Origin of the sequence: Parabacteroides sp. ZJ-118 (assembly GCF_011038785.1) — a bacterium.
GTDB lineage: Bacteria > Bacteroidota > Bacteroidia > Bacteroidales > Tannerellaceae > Parabacteroides.
This window is the reverse complement of the sequence record NZ_JAAKDT010000038.1, coordinates 14,391-33,867: the sequence shown is the minus strand read 5'-3', so window position 1 is coordinate 33,867 and position 19,477 is coordinate 14,391. Positions and strand designations below refer to the sequence as shown.

At 47.3% G+C, this 19,477-nt stretch carries 14 protein-coding genes; 8 read left to right on the top strand and 6 right to left on the bottom strand.

Features of this window, described 5'->3' with window-relative positions; genetic code table 11:
• Positions 1–216 precede the first annotated feature (216 nt).
• Together G7Y39_RS10665 and G7Y39_RS10660 are read right to left on the bottom strand one after the other, a co-directional pair.
• The gene (locus tag G7Y39_RS10665; RefSeq protein WP_165157458.1) at positions 217–2,085 is read right to left on the bottom strand and encodes an LTA synthase family protein; all 1,869 of its coding nucleotides are present in this window, start codon (positions 2,083–2,085) and stop codon (positions 217–219) included.
• A complete protein-coding gene (locus G7Y39_RS10660) occupies positions 2,082–3,698 on the bottom strand; it encodes an ABC-F family ATP-binding cassette domain-containing protein (RefSeq protein WP_165157457.1) in 1,617 nt (538 codons plus the stop codon). The genes G7Y39_RS10665 and G7Y39_RS10660 overlap by 4 nt, the downstream gene beginning before the upstream one ends.
• Positions 3,699–4,502: 804 nt before the next feature.
• Here G7Y39_RS10660 and purH point away from each other — a divergent pair.
• The 6 genes from purH to rodA all read left to right on the top strand — a co-directional run bounded on the left by purH (position 4,503) and on the right by rodA (position 11,817).
• On the top strand, positions 4,503–6,026 hold the full coding sequence (gene purH / locus G7Y39_RS10655; protein ID WP_165157456.1) for a bifunctional phosphoribosylaminoimidazolecarboxamide formyltransferase/IMP cyclohydrolase: 1,524 nt from the start codon (positions 4,503–4,505) through the stop codon (positions 6,024–6,026).
• Between the two features lie 11 nt (positions 6,027–6,037).
• Positions 6,038–7,057 carry a rod shape-determining protein gene (locus G7Y39_RS10650; protein ID WP_165157455.1) on the top strand — a complete coding sequence of 340 codons (1,020 nt, stop codon included), beginning with the start codon at positions 6,038–6,040 and terminating at the stop codon, positions 7,055–7,057.
• Positions 7,058–7,158: 101 nt separating this feature from the next.
• Positions 7,159–8,013, top strand: coding sequence for a rod shape-determining protein MreC (mreC, locus tag G7Y39_RS10645; RefSeq protein WP_165157454.1), 855 nt, complete (start codon positions 7,159–7,161; stop codon positions 8,011–8,013).
• The gene (gene mreD / locus G7Y39_RS10640; RefSeq protein WP_165157453.1) at positions 8,006–8,524 is read left to right on the top strand and encodes a rod shape-determining protein MreD; all 519 of its coding nucleotides are present in this window, start codon (positions 8,006–8,008) and stop codon (positions 8,522–8,524) included. The genes mreC and mreD overlap by 8 nt, the downstream gene beginning before the upstream one ends.
• Positions 8,514–10,382 (top strand): penicillin-binding protein 2, encoded by a 1,869-nt coding sequence (gene mrdA / locus G7Y39_RS10635; RefSeq protein WP_165157452.1) that lies wholly within the window; start codon positions 8,514–8,516, stop codon positions 10,380–10,382. The genes mreD and mrdA overlap by 11 nt, the downstream gene beginning before the upstream one ends.
• Positions 10,372–11,817, top strand: coding sequence for a rod shape-determining protein RodA (gene rodA, locus G7Y39_RS10630; protein WP_165157451.1), 1,446 nt, complete (start codon positions 10,372–10,374; stop codon positions 11,815–11,817). The genes mrdA and rodA overlap by 11 nt, the downstream gene beginning before the upstream one ends.
• On the opposite strand, the gene G7Y39_RS10625 is transcribed toward rodA, so the two are convergent.
• The 3 genes from G7Y39_RS10625 to G7Y39_RS10615 form a co-directional block, all read right to left on the bottom strand.
• Positions 11,777–12,346, bottom strand: a complete 570-nt coding sequence (locus tag G7Y39_RS10625; protein WP_165157450.1) for a gliding motility lipoprotein GldH — start codon at positions 12,344–12,346, stop codon at positions 11,777–11,779. The two genes, rodA and G7Y39_RS10625, sit on opposite strands and share 41 nt — an antisense overlap.
• A complete protein-coding gene (locus G7Y39_RS10620) occupies positions 12,267–13,682 on the bottom strand; it encodes a regulatory iron-sulfur-containing complex subunit RicT (RefSeq protein ID WP_165157449.1) in 1,416 nt (471 codons plus the stop codon). The genes G7Y39_RS10625 and G7Y39_RS10620 overlap by 80 nt, the downstream gene beginning before the upstream one ends.
• A 175-nt stretch (positions 13,683–13,857) precedes the next feature.
• Positions 13,858–15,045 (bottom strand): aminotransferase class I/II-fold pyridoxal phosphate-dependent enzyme, encoded by a 1,188-nt coding sequence (locus tag G7Y39_RS10615; RefSeq protein ID WP_165157448.1) that lies wholly within the window; start codon positions 15,043–15,045, stop codon positions 13,858–13,860.
• A 197-nt stretch (positions 15,046–15,242) separates the two neighbouring features.
• Here G7Y39_RS10615 and G7Y39_RS10610 point away from each other — a divergent pair, with 197 nt between their 5' ends.
• Positions 15,243–16,214: a diacylglycerol kinase family protein gene (locus tag G7Y39_RS10610; RefSeq protein WP_165157447.1), complete on the top strand. Its 972-nt coding sequence runs from the start codon at positions 15,243–15,245 to the stop codon at positions 16,212–16,214.
• On the opposite strand, the gene G7Y39_RS10605 is transcribed toward G7Y39_RS10610, so the two are convergent.
• Positions 16,199–16,912, bottom strand: a complete 714-nt coding sequence (locus G7Y39_RS10605) for a tRNA1(Val) (adenine(37)-N6)-methyltransferase (RefSeq protein ID WP_165157446.1) — start codon at positions 16,910–16,912, stop codon at positions 16,199–16,201. The two genes, G7Y39_RS10610 and G7Y39_RS10605, sit on opposite strands and share 16 nt — an antisense overlap.
• Before the next feature lie 101 nt (positions 16,913–17,013).
• Between G7Y39_RS10605 and lon the strand changes: the two genes are divergently transcribed.
• The gene (gene lon / locus G7Y39_RS10600; RefSeq protein ID WP_165157445.1) at positions 17,014–19,473 is read left to right on the top strand and encodes an endopeptidase La; all 2,460 of its coding nucleotides are present in this window, start codon (positions 17,014–17,016) and stop codon (positions 19,471–19,473) included.
• Positions 19,474–19,477: the final 4 nt, after the last annotated feature.

Below are 19,477 nucleotides of genomic sequence, written 5' to 3'. Positions count from 1 at the left end.
CCAAAATCGTGCGCGGGTGCACCGATTACAGCAGCATGCTCCCCATGAACATGGGTTTGAGTACTAATAAATACTAAATGTTTAATGAAAACAAAATCAGGGGATAGAAGCTAACAGCCATTGAATCCGTGATTTGCAATTTCGTCCGGCTGTGCTTGGACGCTTACCATTGAATCCGTGATTTGCAATTTCGTCCGGCTGTGCTTGGACGCTTACTTATCGCCTGCCTAGGTCGTCGTATAAAGTTTGCAATAGGACTTTCCCTTTCTCCAAACGGGTCTCGTTTCCGCTTTCGGGTTCTTCCACCAAGACCTTGTTCCCTTCATTGTCGTATACGGAAGCACCGGATTCGTCTATAAAGCCAAATCCATTACTGAATGTATAGAAAGCGTAATGGGGAACGCAAGGGTTCAAGATATCTTTGCTGAATGAGAACTCTTCCGTGGGGAGATCCATTTGACTTAATAAAGTGGCCGCTAAATCCGTTTGGTTCGCGTACGTATCGATCACTTTAGGTTCGGCGATCGCTCCGCCTGACCATAGCATGGGTATATGAAAACGCTGGGGACCATACTCCTGCATGTTTTCAGGATAACGGTATCCGTGGTCAGAGACAAAGATGACTACCGTATTTTTCCAGGCCGGCAGCTCCTTGAACTTATCGATGAAATTGCCGATGCAGCTGTCCGTAAAGGCAACGGAGTTTAAATAAGGATGCTCCAAATGGTGAAACGGGACCTTGAACGGCTCATGGCTGCTTAAGGTCAGGAATGTACTTAACCAAGGTTTGCCGTCGACCGGTCTTTGCTTGATATCCTCGTAAAGATGCGAGAACGTGATATCGTCGTTCGCTCCCCATTTACTCAGACGGCTGCTCAAGGGAAAATCACGGTCTGCCGTTATCTTGCCGTAGCCGGAACTATAGAAATAACTTTGCATATTCGTGAAATTGATGTCACCTCCATAGAGCATATCTGTCGTATATCCTTCTTGATTTAGACTCTTTGCGATCGATGGGAGGGTCTGGCTTTTCACCGGATATTTCATGATGGAGGTGGTTGGCTGGGCTAAATAGCCGTTCAACACGGAGACTAAGCCTCGATCGGTACGAAACGAGTTGGCATATAGGTTCGTGAATAATACACCCTCTTTGCTCAGCCGATTCAAGTTCGGCGTAATTCCCGGCTCGCCACCAACCGCCTCAATCGCGTTTGCCGTGAAACTCTCCAGGATGATAATGAGAATATTGGGGCGAGCCGTTGTCAATAGCTTGACAGGCTCCGCGGGGATGGAATCTCCCGGGCATAAGGCGTCTTGGGCCTGAATGAGCGTATTGAATAAGGCTTTCCGCTTTTCCTCCGGGTAGAAATCAAATTGCGAGGCAAAATCCTGTTGCTTGCTCAACGAGGCTATCAGGCTGAAACACGGGTTGATCGCGGAATGATTCAAGAACTGGTTCTGGCTGAAATAAACCATTCCGACGTTCGCCGTAGATGTCGTTACGCCACCCCGGATCGGGATAAATAGCACGCCTCCCAATAAGAGGATAGCGAATGAACTTCCCCATTGTGCCAATCCCGCGGGAGGAATGTCGGGCTTTACGGGCGCGAGCCGGAGGATGAGAGTGAACCAAGCATAGATGCTTAGCGCATATACCGCGAATACCAACAACTGGATGAAGAACATTCCCAACGGAACACTCGCCATCGCGTCGGCGGGCGATCGCAGGTAGAAGAATAAGGTAGCGTCCAACCTGAATCCCCAAAAGCTATATAAAGCTATATCCACGGAGAAGATCGCGGATACCAGGATTCCCATGATCAAGAAGTATCCTTTCAATACTGTCTTCAGCCAAGCGCCCGGAAACCAAACCGATACGAGAGTCAATAGGAGAGGAAGGGCCGTAAGGTATCCCGCTATCGTACAATCCAGCTTCAGCCCATGAAGCATAACCTGCAGGAAATCCGTGAAGGTACAAGCCTCGGATAGCGCGTGCTGATAAAACATAAATACCGGTTTTTGAATGACAAAAACCGGTAGCCATGCGATAAAAACGATTAGTATGAATAAGAATCTTTTTCTCATTTCGAATACAACTTTTCCCGTAACACGGCGACAGCCGGATCCGTGATGTAATCATCGTAATCCATCATCTTATCGATGATACCGTTGGGAGTCAGCTCGATGACACGGTTCGCTACGGTCTGTATGAACTCGTGGTCATGGCTGGAGAATAGGATATTGCCCTTGAAGGTCTTCAACGTGTTATTGAAGGCTTGGATGGATTCCAGGTCCAAGTGGTTGGTCGGGGTATCCAAGATCAAGCAGTTGGCGTCGGTGAGCATCATACGCGAGATCATACAACGCATCCTCTCACCTCCGGAAAGCACGCTTACCTTTTTCAGAAGTTCCTCGCCCGAGAACAGCATACGTCCGAGGAAGCCTTTCAGGAATACCTCGTTGGTATCCGGCGAGAACTGGCATAGCCAATCGAGCAGGTTGATATCGGTATTGAAATAGCTGGAGTTATCGAGCGGAAGATAAGAGGTCGTGATCGTCTGTCCCCATTGGTACGTACCGGCATCCGCTTTCTCCTCACCGTTGATGATCTGGAACAAGGCGGTCATGGCACGAGGGTCGTGACTGATAAATACGATTTTGTCATCCTTCTCCACGAAGAAGTTCAAGTCGTTGAACAAGACTTGCCCGTCGATACTCTTCGACAATCCTTTCACCTCAAGGATCTGGTTGCCCGGTTCGCGGTTAGGCGTGAACAAGATTCCCGGATAGCGGCGCGAGGAGGGCTTGATCTCCTCGATATTCAGTTTCTCCAACATCTTCTTGCGGCTGGTCGTCTGCTTGGACTTCGCTACGTTGGCGCTGAAACGGCGGATAAATTCTTCCAACTCTTTCTTCTTCTCCTCGGCCTTCTTGTTTTGGTTCTGCTGTTGGCGAAGCGCTAACTGGCTGGACTCGTACCAGAAGCTGTAGTTCCCGGCGAATAATTGCAATTTACCGAAGTCGATATCCACGGTATGTGTACAAACGGAGTCGAGGAAGTGACGGTCGTGACTGACAACCAATACGGTATGCTCGAAATTAGAGAGATAGTTCTCCAGCCAGGAAACCGTCTCGAGGTCCAGGTCATTCGTCGGCTCATCCAACAATAGGTTATCGGGTTGTCCGAACAGGGCGCGGGCCAATAAGACGCGGACCTTCTGCTTACCGCTCAAGTCCTTCATATACGTATAGTGCAAATCCTCCTTGATGCCTAGTCCGCTCAATAGGTTGGCGGCGTCGCTCTCCGCGTTCCAGCCCTCCATCTCGGCGAACTTCTCTTCCAGTTCCGATACGCGGATACCATCGGCGTCGCTGAAATCCGGTTTCTCGTAAAGGGCGTTTTTCTCGCTCATCACCTCCCACAGGGTCGTATGCCCCATCAATACGGTATCCATAACCGTATACTCATCGAACGCGAAGTGATCTTGGCTCAATACGGAAAGGCGTTCGCCCGGTCCTAGGTTAACGCTACCTCTGGTAGGATCTAATTGCTTGCTGATCACACGGAGGAACGTAGATTTCCCGGCTCCGTTAGCACCGATAATACCGTAGCAATTGCCCGGTGTAAACTTCATGTTCACATCTTGAAAGAGGATGCGTTTCCCAAACTGTACGTCCAGATTGTTAACTGTTATCATATTTCGTGTACCTGTTAAATTGCGATTGAAGACGCGAAGGTACGAAAAATATTGCTTATCCTCGCATGATGCGTTAATATCCAACCTTTGGCGTCTGGGAAGTGCCTTCTTTGTTATACGGGTAGGCCTTGTGTCGTATGGCTTGTTGAGGAGATCTGTTTCGTCGTTTCTTTCGCTGATTACGGGAGGGCGATAAAGAGAGGAGGTGTTACCTGTAGCGTGTATTTCGTGATAAAAAGATTGAAATATCCCCTTTGGGCTGACACACCCTTTTGGCGAGAAGCCTCAAATAGAGTGATCGCAAGGGTGAAACAGGTCGGTTTTTACCGCTTTCCGGCTCCGCGGATAGGCATTGTAAGGTTGTTACGATCCAGTTATAGGGTGCTTACGGCCGGTGTTGTTCGTTGCTTCCGACTGCGAACGCTATCGTTTTCGGAGCGGAACAGGGTCGTTTTCGAGTGGAAAGTCTATTGTTTCCGAACAAAAAACAGGCTTTTTCCCTATTCGGGACTGTTTAAATCGGCGAATCTGCTCTGTTTTAAAAGCCTTAAAAACGATATATGCTTGAAAAATAGCTGATTGTGAAAATTTATTCTCAAATTTGGATGCCAACTGTACTTTGGGTCGAAATATTCGATTCTCCGGGACTTTGGAATACAAAATGTCAAAATGTCAAAAGGCCAAATGAGCCAAGAGGGAGTCACTTGTCACAGCGATAATCTTTTTATCTGAATAATAAGGCCGGATTGGAAATAAATAGCTACTTTTGTGCTCTAAAACATTAAAGTGAACGAAAATAGAAAGATGACTGCGACGAAACGAATGAAACGTGCCTTGGTCTCTGTGTTTCACAAAGACGGGCTGGACGAAATCCTGAAGAAATTGCATAGCGAGGGTGTGAGCTTTGTATCGACAGGCGGTACACAATCCTTTATCGAGTCATTGGGCTTGCCTTGTGACGCGGTGGAGGACTTGACCTCTTATCCCTCTATTTTGGGCGGTCGTGTGAAGACGCTCCATCCGAAGGTATTCGGTGGTATCTTGGCTCGCCGCGAGAATGAGAATGACCGGAAACAATTAGCTGAATATGAGATCCCGGAAATCGACTTGGTTATCGTTGACCTGTATCCTTTTGAGGAGACTGTCGCTTCCGGCGCGGAGGAACAAGCGATTATTGAGAAAATAGATATAGGCGGTATCTCTTTGATACGTGCCGCCGCGAAGAACTTCAAGGATGTGGTAATCGTAGCTTCCAAGGCTCAATACCGGCCGTTGATGGATCTTTTGAACGAGAAGGGCGCCGAGACAAGTATCGAGGATCGTAAATGGTTCGCCAAGGAGGCGTTCGCCGTTTCCTCGGGTTACGACTCCGCCATCTTCCATTATTTTGATGGCCGCGAAGGTTCCCATTTCCGCGCTACGGCAGACAGCCCGATGCATTTGCGTTATGGCGAGAATCCGCATCAAGCCGCTAAGTTCTATGGAAAGTTCAACGATATGTTCGATCAAATCCATGGAAAAGAGATCTCTTACAACAACTTATTGGATATCGACGCCGCCGTGAGCTTGATCGATGAGTTCGACGAGCTGACGTTCGCGATCTTGAAACATAACAACGCTTGCGGTATCGCCTCCCGCGGTAACGTGGTTGAGGCTTGGAAAGAGGCTTTGGCCGGTGACCCGGTTTCCGCTTTCGGTGGCATCTTGATCACGAATACTACGATTAACAAGGAAGTGGCCGAGGAGATCCATAAGATCTTCTTCGAGGTGATTATCGCCCCCGCTTACGACGCTGACGCCTTGGAGGTGCTTCAACAGAAGAAGAACCGCATCATCCTGATCCGGAAGGATTGCAAGACCTGCCCGATGCAGTTCCGTTCTTTATTGAATGGGGTTTTGATGCAGGAGAAGGACTTGAGCGTCCAAGGTGAGGCGGATTTGGAGCCTATGACGGATAAGCAGCCGACAGCCTCGGAGGTCGAGGACTTATTGTTCGCTAATAAGATCGTGAAGAACAGCAAGTCCAACGCGATCACCTTGGTGAAGAACAAGCAACTTTGCGCCAGCGGTATCGGACAGACCTCTCGTGTGGACTCTTTGAGACAGGCCATAGAGAAGGCAAAATCATTCGGCTTCGACTTGAATGGTGCCGTGATGGCTTCTGACGCTTTCTTCCCGTTCCCCGATTGCGTTGAGATCGCGGATCAAGCAGGTATCACGGCCGTAATCCAGCCGGGAGGTTCTATCAATGATAAGTTGTCTGTCGAGTATTGTAACCAACGGGGCTTGGCTATGGTGAAGACAGGGGTTCGTCATTTCAAACATTAATAATAAGACCAATGGGATTGTTTTCTTTCACACAAGAAGTTGCCATAGATTTGGGTACCGCTAACACCGTTATCACGTGTAATGATAAGATGGTGGTAGACGAACCTTCGGTGATTGCTTTGGATGCCCGCTCGGACAAGGTGCTGGCTGTCGGTAAGGTGGCCCGTGAGATGTACGAGAAGACGCACCCGAATATTCGTACCGTACGACCGCTTCGAGAGGGAGTTATCGCGGATTTCTACGCGGCCGAGCAGATGATTCGCGGCTTTATCAAGATGGCGAGCGGCAGGAAGCGCTGGTTCGCTCCCTCCTTACGTATGGTGATCGGTATCCCTTCAGGTAGTACGGAGGTAGAGATACGTGCCGTGCGAGACTCTGCCGAGCATGCCGGCGGACGTGATGTGTACATGGTTTTTGAGCCGATGGCCGCTGCTATCGGTGTCGGTATAGACGTCTTGGCTCCCGAGGGCAACATGATCGTGGATATAGGAGGCGGTACTACCGAGATCGCCGTCATATCCTTAGGCGGTATCGTGTCGAATAAGTCAATCCGTATGGCGGGTGACGATTTAACGGCTGATATCGTGGAGTATATGCGTCGCCAACACAACGTGAAGGTGAGTGAGCGCATGGCCGAGCGTATCAAGATCAACGTGGGCTCCGCGCTTACGGTATTGGAGGACACTCCGGAGGATTATGTGGTTCATGGCCCGAATCAGATGACTGCCTTACCGATGGAGGTGCCTGTCTCTTATCAGGAGATCGCTCACTGTTTGGATAAGTCTATCTCGAAGATCGAGGCGGCTATCTTGAGTGCCTTGGAGCAAACCCCTCCCGAGTTATATGCCGATATCGTGAAAAACGGTATCTATTTGGCCGGCGGTGGCGCCATGCTTCGCGGTTTGGATAAGCGCTTGCGGAACAAGATGAATATCCAGTTCCATATCGCGGAGGATCCGTTGCATGCCGTGGCTAAAGGTACGGGAGTCGCTTTGAAGAATATTGAGAAGTTTAATTTCTTAATCCGATAAGAGTAGATAATTGAGAATTGAGAATTGAAAGTTGAAAATTAGCGGGCTGATAAGTCTTGTCCTTTTCAATTTTAAATTCTCGTCTTTCCGTTTCAATTCCTATGCGTAAGTTACTAGAGTTCCTGGTCGGGAAGAGGCATTGGTTCTTGTTCATTCTGCTTGAGGCTGTTTCGTTGATGTTGGTCTATCGTAATAACGCGTACCAACGGAATATCCTGTTCAGCTCGGCGAATGTCGTGACGGGATATATCGCCTCGCTATCCGGATCGGTCACTTCCTATTTGAATCTTCGGGATATCAATAGGGAGTTATTGGAGCGTAACGGACAGTTGGAATTGCAAATGTTGGACCTGCAAGACCAGTTAGAGGCGCTGATCGCGGATACGGTTAGTTTTAAAGGATTTGCGCCGGATTCGACGGAGCGATTCCCTTATTCGTTTGTCGTGGCGGATGTGGTGAACAACAGTGTCACGCATTTGTCCAATTATATTACCGTGAATAAAGGGAAGCTGGATGGGATCTTGCCTGATATGGGAGTTGTCTCGGAGCGGGGTGTGGTTGGTATCGTATCGACCGTTTCCGATCATTTCTCCGTGATCATTCCGTTACTGAATCCCAAGTTCCGGTTGAGCTGTAAGGTATTAGGCAGTAGTTATTTCGGATCTTTAAGCTGGAATGGACGCAATACGCTGTACGCCAACCTCGATGAGTTGCCGCGCCATGTGGAGTTCCAGAAAGGCGATACGATCGTGACGAGCGGCTACTCTGCCGTATTCCCCTCGGGAATTATCGTAGGTACGGTCGCGGATTTCGAGAAACAGCACGATGATAATTTCTATTCATTACAGGTCGGGCTGGCTACGGATTTTCAGGCGTTGAACAACGTGCGTATTATCAAGAATTTCCGTCAGACGGAGCAAATGGGTGTAGAACAAGAGGCGAAGAGAAATGATTAATAATTTACTGCGCGGTTTCATATATTTCGTGGTGTTTGTGTTGATTCAAGTCTTGATCTTGAACAACATTCATTTCTTGCGGATCGCTACCCCGTTTCTGTATCTCTATTTCATCATCAAGATGCCGGTCGGTAGCCTGCGGACGCAAGTCGTTCTCTTCTCCTTCATAGCCGGGGTGGTTATCGATACGTTCAGCAATACGCCGGGTATGCATGCGGCCGCTTGTACATTGGCGGGATTCTGCAGGGAACCGTTAATCCGTGTATTCATGGGGAAAGATTTGCCGGAAAGTATTTACCCGTCTTATAAGACCTTTGGCTTCGGAGGCTTTTCCCGATATGTGTTATCGTTTGTGTTGATACAACATACGACTCTTTTTGTGATTGAGTCGTTGACTTTATTCGATCCCTTGTTTCTGGTTGTCCGTATCCTCTCGAGCGTGGTGATGACAACCTTATTGATTTGTACGGTAGAAGCATTCAATATAGAGTCTCAGAAAAGTGGAGAATAATACCAAGTATGAGTTTGAGAACAGGCGCTATGTCTTAGGTGGGGCGGTGATCCTGTTGGTTATCATCTTTATTATCCGTTTGTTCATCCTTCAAGTGGTCGACAACGATTATAAAGCTTGGGCGGATAGTAATGCTTTCTTGAAAAAGACCTTATATCCTTCCCGAGGCATGATGTACGACCGTAATGGTAAATTATTGGTCTATAACCAGCCCGCTTACGACGTGATGCTTATCATGCGCGAGATACAGCCTTTTGATACCCTCGATTTCTGCGATGTGCTAGGCATCACGAAAGAGCAATTCCTCAAACGTATAGCGGATATCAAGAACCGGCGGTTAAATCCCGGTTACTCCTCCTATGTTCCTCAAGTATTTATGAATCAGCTTTCCGCACAAGAATATGGTGTGTTGCAGGAGAAGTTATATAAATTCCCCGGCTTCTATATCCAGAATCGCACGATCCGTCAGTACGAGTATCCCAATGCCGCTCTCGTGTTGGGAAATATCGGTGAGGTGAACCGGAAAGATATAGAGAATGACTCCTATTATACACAAGGCGATTACTCCGGCCGGACTGGGATCGAGCAATCGTACGAGGAATATTTACGAGGCGTGAAAGGAGTCGAGATCCTGTTGCGCGACGCTCATGGACGTATCAAGGGGCGATACGAGGAAGGCTCTCACGATATCCAGCCGGAATCCGGCAAGAACTTGAAATTATCCTTGGATATGGACTTGCAGGCTTATGGGGAGAAGTTGATGCAGAATAAATTAGGCGGTATCGTAATGATAGAGCCGGAGACCGGAGAGGTACTTTGCATGGTTTCCGCTCCTACGTATGATCCGAGTATCTTGATCGGGCGTCAGCGGGGAAAAAACTACGCGGCTTTGCAGAAGGATCTGTTAAAACCTTTATTCAACCGCCCGCTCATGGCACAATATCCTCCCGGATCTACCTTTAAACCGACCCAAGGTTTGATCTTCTTGCAAGAAGGAGTGATTACTCCGGAAACGCAATACACCTGTGCGCATGGATATACCTTCCGGGGCGGTAAGCCGGCTTGTCACGGGCATCCGTCTCCTCTGAATCTGGTCGGAGCGTTGGCGACCTCTTGTAACTCTTTTTTCCCTTGGGGCTTGCATGATATGATCGACAGCCGGAAGCGATATCCCTCGGTACAGGAGGCTTTTGAGGTTTGGAAGAACCATATGGTTTCAATGGGATATGGCTATAAGTTAGGAATTGATCTGCCGGGGGAGAAACGAGGGTTCATCCCGAATAGTAAGTTCTACGATAAGGTGTACCGGGGACGTTGGAATTCCAGTACAGTTATCTCGATCGCGATCGGTCAGGGTGAGATACTGGCTACACCTTTGCAAATCTGTAATTTGGCGGCTACTGTCGCTAACCGGGGATATTATATCACTCCGCATGTCGTGAAAGAGATCCAAGACACGCCGCTGGATACCTTGTACAGTAAGAGGCATTATACGTCGGTAGATGCGCGTTATTATAATTATATTGCCGAGGGTATGCGAGGCGCTGTTACGGGGACCGCTTATGGCGGAACCTGTCGCGGGGCGGCTCTGCCGGATATCGAGGTTTGTGGAAAGACGGGAACCGCGGAAAACCCGCATGGTAAGGATCATTCTATCTTTATGGGATTCGCCCCTTATCAGAACGCCAAGGTCGCTATTGCCGTGTTTGTGGAAAACGCCGGATTCGGTGCTACTTATGCGGTGCCTATCGGTAAATTGATGTTAGAGAAATATTTGAAAGGAGAGATCTCCGAGGCGGACAAGGCGACGGAGGAATCCATTATGAATGCCGTGATATTACCGAACAATGCGTTATAGGAAAACGGAAATATGGAAGTCGGTCGATTGGATTACCATTTTGCTGTACTTGATTATGGTGATCGCCGGTTGGTTTAGTATTTGCGGGGCGAGCTACGAGTTTGATAACGTTGGCTTGTTCGACCCATCGGGCCGTCCGGGAATGCAGATGATTTGGATCGGTACCTCACTCGCCCTTATTTTCGTCCTATTGATGCTGGAAAGTGACTTCTTCGATATATTCGGCTATCTGATCTATGCGTGCGTGATCGTATTGTTGATCGCCACGATCTTTTTAGCGCCCAACATCAAGGGATCGCATTCTTGGCTCGTATTGGGACCTGTCCGTTTGCAACCAGCCGAGTTGGCCAAGTTCGCTACCGCCTTGGCCGTGGCGAAGTTTATGAATGGCTATGGTTTTAAGCTGACGACGGTCAGGAATTTCTCAATCACCTTGTTCTTGATCTTCTTGCCGATGATTTGCATCCTTTTACAGAAAGAGACGGGGTCGGCATTGGTTTTCCTGGCATTCTTCCTGATGCTATACCGGGAGGGAATGACCGGATATATTCTGTTGACCGGAGTCTGTGCTGTCGTCTTTTTCGTTACGGGAATGAAATATTCAGAGATGATGGTGGGTATTACTCCATTGGGCGAATTAATCGTGTCTTGCCTTGTCTTATTCATAACCCTGGGATTGGTAGGGAGTGTCCGTAAGGATTATATAAGCGTTAAGATCATGCTTGGGGGGATTGCTTCGACATTCTTGATCGGGTATGTCATCTCGTTAGTTGTTCCGGTAAACTTCGCTTGGATATCGATAGGTTTGGTAGGAGCCGCGTCTATCTATTTATTCTATTTATCCATTCGGAACTGGGTATGGCATTATGCGTTAATCGCTCTGTTCGCCTTAGGTTCTATCGGTTTCCTGTTCTCGGTGGATTATGTGTTTAATGACATATTGGAACCTCATCAACAAATCCGTATTAAAGTCTCTTTGGGCTTGGAGGATGATCCTAGCGGGGCGGGGTATAATGTGAATCAATCCAAGATCGCTATCGGTTCCGGAGGATTATCCGGAAAAGGTTTTTTGAATGGGACCCAAACCAAATTGAAGTATGTGCCGGAACAGGATACGGATTTTATCTTTTGTACGGTAGGTGAGGAGCAAGGCTTTTTGGGTGCCTCCGCCGTATTGATCGTATTCGGACTTTTTATTCTTCGTCTGATTGTATTGGCGGAACGGCAAGACAATGCTTTCGGACGAGTCTATGGCTATAGCGTAGCCTCTATATTCTTTTTCCATCTGGCGATTAATGTCGGCATGGTGACGGGATTGACTCCGGTTATCGGCATTCCCTTGCCTTTCTTCAGCTATGGAGGTTCCTCGCTTTGGGGATTTACGATCTTATTGTTTATTTTTCTTCGTTTGGACGCTTCCCGGAAGGAGCGTTAGTGGAAGAAGGTAAGACCCGTAAGCCGATTTCTTGAATGCCCGTAAGTTGATCGTTGCGCATCCCCTGCCGGAAGCTAAAGGTATATTGCCCTTTAACGGGGAAATAGTAAGCGGATCGTATCGGGAAACTGGATTGAAACAGGGAGATCCCGTGCCCATACCATTTTCCAAACACATCCGCTAACATACATTCGATCGTATCCCTTTTTAAGGGACCCATCGGAAGTTCCTCGCTGCAGAATACCCACAGGTTCTGATACGGGTACAGATTATTGTTCCGTACTTCCAAGGTCAGATCGTACGGAACCGATATATCCTCAATCTGGAAAGTGAAATAGTACTCCTTATCCTTTTCCCACGAGGCATTTTGGATCGCTTGATACTGATCGTATACAGCTTCATTCTCGCAAGAGAAGCATAAGAAACATGCGCAAGCGGCAATGAACTTTTTAAGCCTCCGGCCTTGTCTCCGGCTTGTTCTCCGTTTTATCAGGTCTGGCCTGTTTGATCGGTTGCTGAGGTTTGTCATTATTCGCGGGCTTGTCATTGTTGGATTGCTTATCGTTATTAGCTCTCGGCCTTTGTTTCGAGCGATTGTTTCGGTTGTTCTCCCGATTGCTATTCCTGTTATTCCCTCCGTTGCGGCGATTATTGCCACCGGCACCGTTTCCTCCGTTGTTCTTATTCTCAGAAACCGGTGCGTCCGTGTTAGTAACTGCCGTCGCGGTGGCGTTAGCTTCGTTCCCATTTCCATTGCTCTCGCCACTATTCTTGTTGGCTGGACGTTTTTTCTTTTTCTTTTTAACAGAGTCGAAACGTGTGACACTCTCTTGGCCAAGAATATCTTGAGCGTCTCGTTTCGGTGGTTGTGGCTTCGTATCCGCCTCTAGAGATATTGGTTTCATGCCTTTCTTATTCATGTTAATGACATCGAAAGCACGGCTTGCCGGAATCGTGATAAGATTAGCCGCAAATGATTTATCCGTAGAATAGGTGATTTCCCGTTTGAAAATATCCGTTTTGAAATGATAGTAATTATTATCTTTAGTCTCCAAGACAATCTCCCGGGAAGGAAGGCGTTTTTGGGCTTCCACGTACGTGTCTACCTCATAATTAATGCAACATTTCAATTTCGCGCATTGTCCGGCCAATTTCTGGGGATTCATGGAAATATCTTGATAACGGGCAGCTCCGGTAGCGACCGATACGAAACTTGCCATCCAACTGGAACAGCAAAGCTCTCTACCGCAAGGGCCGATACCACCGATACGCCCGGCTTCTTGACGGGCACCGATCTGTTTCATCTCGATGCGAACCCGAAATGCCTCCGCCAGCACCTTAATTAGTTGACGGAAATCCACACGCTCATCCGCTATATAATAAAAGATCGCCTTATTACCGTCACCTTGATACTCTACATCACCGATTTTCATATTCAATCCTAAGTCGGCCGCGATTTGCCGCGAGCGAATCATCGTGGCATGTTCCTTTGCCTTTGCTTCCTCGTATTTCTCAATATCGGTCGGTTTGGCCTTTCGGTAAATCCGTTTAGGCTCGGCTTCCGTGCGCACATTGTTCTTCTTCATTTGCAGCAGGACCAACTTGCCCGTTAAAGAAACGGTACCGATATCATGACCGGGGCTTGCCTCTACGGCTACTATATCTCCTTTTTCCAAAGGTATTTTAGCGTTATTCAAGTAATACCCTTTGCGGGTATTTTTAAATTGAACCTCTACGAAATCGGTCGAGCCTTCCGCGTCGGGTACATCGCACAACCAATCATAGGTATTCAGTTTATTGTTTTGCCTTTTGCTGCAACCTTTGCAGCCCATACGGCTACTTCCTTTATCTAATATGAAATCCATTTATTTTTAATTTGTAAGAGGGCCATCGAAACAATCGCCCAGTTTATCTAAATGTACAAAAATAGTGATTTATTCCCATTCAAGATCATCGTTATGATTTTTTTTCAGTTATAAAAAAGACCCGAAGACAGGTGCCATACCTAACCTTCGGGCCTTTCCCTATATATTTACACGATTAGTCTACCAGCCCATGGCTCTTAAATACCTTGTGGATGGTCTCCAAAGCGTAATCCAGTTGCTCTTTTGTGTGGGTAGCCATAAGGGAGAAGCGAATCAGTGTGTCCTCGGAAGCAACCGCCGGGGCTACTACCGGGTTTACGAAGATTCCGGCCTCAAATAATTCCTTTACGATAAGGAATGTCAAGTCGTTGTCACGGATAAATAACGGGATGATCGGAGTAGAAGTATGTCCGATCTCACAACCCATGTTACGGAAACCGTCCAACGCATAGTGGGTCAAATCCCATAAATGTTGGATACGTTCCGGCTCGCTTAACATGATATCTAACGCCGCGTTCGCCGCGGCGGTAGCGGCAGGCGTATTGCTTGCGCTAAAGATATAGGAACGGGAGTGGTGACGCAAGTAATTGATAACAGACTCGTCCGACGCGATAAAACCACCGATAGAAGCGAAAGACTTACTGAAAGTTCCCATGATCAAATCGACATCGTTCGTAACGCCAAAGTGGTTACAAGTACCGCGTCCGTGATCACCGAATACACCGATACCGTGAGCCTCGTCGACCATTACGCTCGCGTTGTATTTTTTCGCGAGAGCTACGATTTCCGGTAATTTAGCGACGTCACCTTCCATGCTGAAAACACCGTCGATAACGATAAGTTTCACCTTGTCCGGCTCGCATTTCTGGAGTTGCTTCTCCAAAGAGTCCATATCGTTGTGCTTGAATTTCAATTTCGTGGAGAAAGAAAGACGATGTCCTTCGATAATGGATGCGTGATCCAACTCATCCCAGAGGATATAGTCCTCGCGTCCGGTGATACAGGATACAACACCTAAATTAACCTGGAAACCTGTAGAGTATACGATGGCATCTTCTTTACCGACAAATTCCGCTAAACGTTTTTCCAATTGGAGGTGTAAGTCTAACGTCCCGTTCAAGAAACGTGAGCCGGCACAACCCGTACCATATTTCTTAATGGCCTCGATCGCCGCTTCTTTTACTTTAGGATGATTGGTTAATCCTAAGTACGCATTAGAACCAAACATCAAGACTTTCTTCCCGCTGATTAGAACTTCCGTATCCTGATCGCTCTGGATTTCCCTGAAGTAAGGGTAGATTCCCATTGCCATGGCTCTTTGAGGAGCGTCGTATTTTGCTAGTTTCTCTTGTAAAAGTTTCATATTATTATAAAAGAGAATGATTTATCTCACTATTTGTTTATCTGACTAAAGAACACAGATCCGCTACGTACATAATTCTACGTTTCGGCAAATCTAGCCGCAAAAGTAGTAAAAAAATAACTTATAGTAGTCGAAATGCTTTAAAAGTTTTATAAAAGCGTTATTTTTGTCCTCTCAAATAAAAAGAAGAAGTGAGGATGAGCGGACGGGATATAAAAGTACAAGCTATCATAAATCCTATATCGGGTGTGGGGTCGAAGCGCAAGATACCCAAAATGATCGAAGAGATCTGCTCGAAAAAGAACTGTTCGTTAAACATTTCTTTTACAGAATATGCGGGCCATGCCAGCGAGTTGACTCGTCAAGCCATCGAAGAGGGAGCTGAATGCGTTTTGGCGGTAGGCGGTGACGGGACGGTGAACGAGATAGCGAGAGCTATGATCCATTCGAACGCAATCTTGGGCATCATCCCGAAAGGTTCGGGCAATGGCTTAGCTAGAGAATTGCACATACCGATGGACGTGAAAAGGGCTATCGATCTGATCGCGAAAGGACATGTTACGACGATAGATTGCTGCCGGGCGAACGGACAAGTCTTTTTTTGTACCTGTGGAGTCGGCTTTGATGCCGCTGTCAGCCAGAAATTCGCGAATGAGAAACGGCGCGGGTCTCTTACTTATATAAAGAATACGATAGAGGAGTATCTGAGTTATATGCCTGAACCTTACGAGTTGTTGGTGGATAACCGGACGATCAAGGAGAAGGCGTTTTTGGTCGCTTGTGCGAATGCTTCGCAATATGGTAATAACGCGTTTATCGCTCCGCACGCGAATATACAGGACGGACGGATGGATGTTACGATCTTATCCCCTTTTATGCCATTGGATATCGCTCCTCTAGCCATTCAATTGTTTACCAAACAGATTGATCGGAATAGTAAGATTAAGACGATGAAAGCCCGGCAAGTCACGATTATTCGCCAACATCCGGGCGTGATGCACTTGGACGGGGAACCGATCATGGCAGATCGCCGTATCGATATCGAGGTGGAACCAAAGGCCTTACACGTGCTGACTCCGGAGGTCGTCTCTTTCACCAAGGAGGTACATAATTTATTTGACGAGGTAACTCGCTTCTTCGATAAAAAGCTTCCTTACATTTTCAGGTAAAAGTCTTTAGCCAAAGCGGTGAATTCATCGGTATATCGATGCTGCTCGATTTCCAGGGTCAGATGAGACAACCGGGGCTCTGCTACCGGCTTCGCTGTGAGTTCTATTAATAAGCGCTTAGGGGTGGCGTTCGGTATGGAGGAGACGTGGGTCTCTCTCGATGGAGATAGAGACGCTTCTCGAGCGAGGCCCATTAAATACTCCCGTTGCTCAAAGGGAAGCACCAGGGCGATACTTCCTTCGGGTGTCAACCACTTGCGGCTATCACACAATAAATCCGGGAGCGATAAAGTATCCGTATGCCGGGCCAGATTGCGTTTCGTATCCGGACATTTCAATGAATCAATGAAATAGGGTGGGTTGGATACGACCAAGTCGTATTTGATAGTCTCATCCGGCTTGTATTCGGAGAGCGAGGTTTGATAGACCTGTATCCGGTTGGCGAAGGGAGATTTAGCGATGTTTTCCCGAGCTTGCAAACAAGCGTCCGGCTCTATATCGATGGCGTCCAGGATCGCGGTGCTGCGCTGAGCCAGCATGAGGGCGATCAATCCCGTTCCGGTTCCCACATCCAGAATCCTCTGACAGTTCTCTACGTTGGCCCATGCCCCAAGCAAAACGCCATCCGTTCCGACTTTCATGGCACATTTGTCGTGCCATACCGTAAATCGCTTGAATTGAAAATAAGGATTTGCCATATCTCTGTCGATTGTATGCCGCAAAATTAGCAAGAATTGAATGAAAAGCTGTAACTTTGGTGCGTTTGTTGTATTAACGTATACAGTGATATAATGTATATATGAAAGAAAAGACGAGAATATTTTGCCAGAATTCGTTTGATGACTTGGATGACAATATTGGTATCGTAATGCCAATTCTTACAGAATGCGATGTAGATGAAGATTTCACGGAAGGCATAGAGAAAGTTGGAGACTCTATACCCATTCTTCCGTTAAGGAATATGGTACTCTTTCCGGGTGTTGCCATGCCGGTGATTATCGGACGTCCTAAATCGATGCGTTTGATCAAAGAGGCTGTATATAAAAAGAGTTTGATCGGAGTTGTTTGCCAGAAAGAGATGGATACGGAAGATCCGGTTTTAGAGGATTTATATACTACCGGGGTGATCGCTGACATCGTGCGTGTCTTAGAGATGCCGGATGGTAGCACTACCGTTATTCTTCAAGGTAAGAAACGCTTTGAATTGAATGAGTTGACCGAGACCGATCCGTATCTTTCCGGTAAGATCACCGTGTTGGAGGATACGAAGCCTGACAAGACCGATCGGGAGTTCGAGGCTTTGATCTCCACGATCAAGGATTTGACGGTCAAGATGCTTGGTGCCGTGGCTGAACCTCCCCGGGATTTGATATTCTCGATCAAGAATAATAAGAATGTCTTGTATGTGGTCAATTTCTCTTGCAGCAATATACCGAGCGGATCGGCCGAGAAACAGCAATTGTTATTGATTGGGGATTTAAAAGAACGTGCGTATCGGTTACTTTTTATCTTGAACCGCGAGTATCAGCTGGTGGAGTTGAAAGCTTCCATCCAAATGAAGACGCACGAGGATATCAATCAACAACAAAAAGAATATTTCCTTCAGCAGCAAATCAAGACCATTCAAGAGGAACTTGGCGGGAATATCAATGAATTGGAAATAAAAGAATTACGGGAGAAAGCCAGTCGTAAGAAATGGTCTGCCGAGGTAGCGCAGATCTTTGAGAAGGAATTGCGAAAATTAGAGCGATTACATCCGCAGTCTCCGGACTATTCCGTACAGGCGCAATATGTCCAGAATATCGTTAACTTGCCGTGGAACGAGTATAGCAAGGATAATTTCAATTTATCTCATGCCCAGAAGGTCTTGGATCGCGATCATTATGGTTTGGAGAAGGTGAAAGAGCGTATTATCGAGCATTTGGCGGTATTGAAGCTGAAAGGGGATATGAAATCTCCGATCATCTGTTTGTATGGTCCTCCGGGAGTCGGCAAGACTTCGTTGGGGCGTTCCATCGCGGAGGCTTTGCACCGTAAATATGTGCGTGCCTCTTTAGGTGGATTGCACGATGAAGCCGAGATCCGCGGACATCGTCGCACCTATATTGGCGCTATGTGCGGACGTATCATCCAGAATATACAGAAGGCGGGAACATCGAACCCGGTCTTTATCTTAGATGAGATCGACAAGATCACGAATGATTTCAAGGGGGATCCGGCATCCGCTTTATTGGAGGTCTTGGACCCGGAGCAGAATAATGCGTTTCACGATAATTATCTGGACATTGATTACGATTTAAGTAAGGTGATGTTTATCGCTACCGCTAACAATCTGAATACGATTTCCCAGCCGTTGCTGGATCGTATGGAACTGATCGAGGTGAGCGGCTATATCATGGAGGAGAAGGTAGAGATCGCCGCGAAGCATCTTGTACCTAAGCAGATGGATGTACACGGTTTGAAGAAAGGTTCTGTGAAATTCCCCAAGAAAACCTTGCAAGTGATCGTAGAATCCTATACGCGTGAGAGCGGTGTCCGGGAGTTGGATAAGAAAATCGCCAAAATCATGCGTAAGCTAGCCCGCAAGGTCGCTAGCGACGAGCCCATCCCGACTAGTATTAAGCCGGAAGATTTGTATGAATATCTAGGGGCGATCGAATATTCCCGCGATAAATATCAAGGAAATGACTATGCCGGAGTGGTAACGGGATTAGCTTGGACGGCTGTCGGTGGTGAGATCCTTTTCGTGGAGTCGAGCTTAAGTAAAGGTAAGGGATCAAAACTTACTTTGACTGGAAATCTAGGCGATGTGATGAAAGAGTCTGCCATGTTGGCACTTGAGTATATCCATGCGCATGCGGCTCATTTTCATATTAATGAGGAGTTGTTTGAGAATTGGAATGTGCATGTCCACGTACCGGAGGGTGCGATCCCGAAAGACGGACCGAGTGCCGGAATAACGATGGTGACTTCTCTTGTCTCCGCCTTTACCCAGCGTAAGGTAAAAAAGAACTTGGCTATGACCGGCGAGATTACGCTGCGCGGCAAGGTACTTCCCGTGGGCGGTATCAAGGAGAAGATCTTGGCGGCTAAACGTGCTGGAATCAAGGAGTTGATTCTTTGCAAGGAGAATGAGAAGGATATCAATGAGATCAAACCGGAGTATTTGAAAGGTCTGGTGTTCCATTATGTGAGTGACATCCGGCAAGTGGTAGATTTAGCGTTACTAAGGGAAAAGGTGGATAATCCCTTGTTTTAATGAT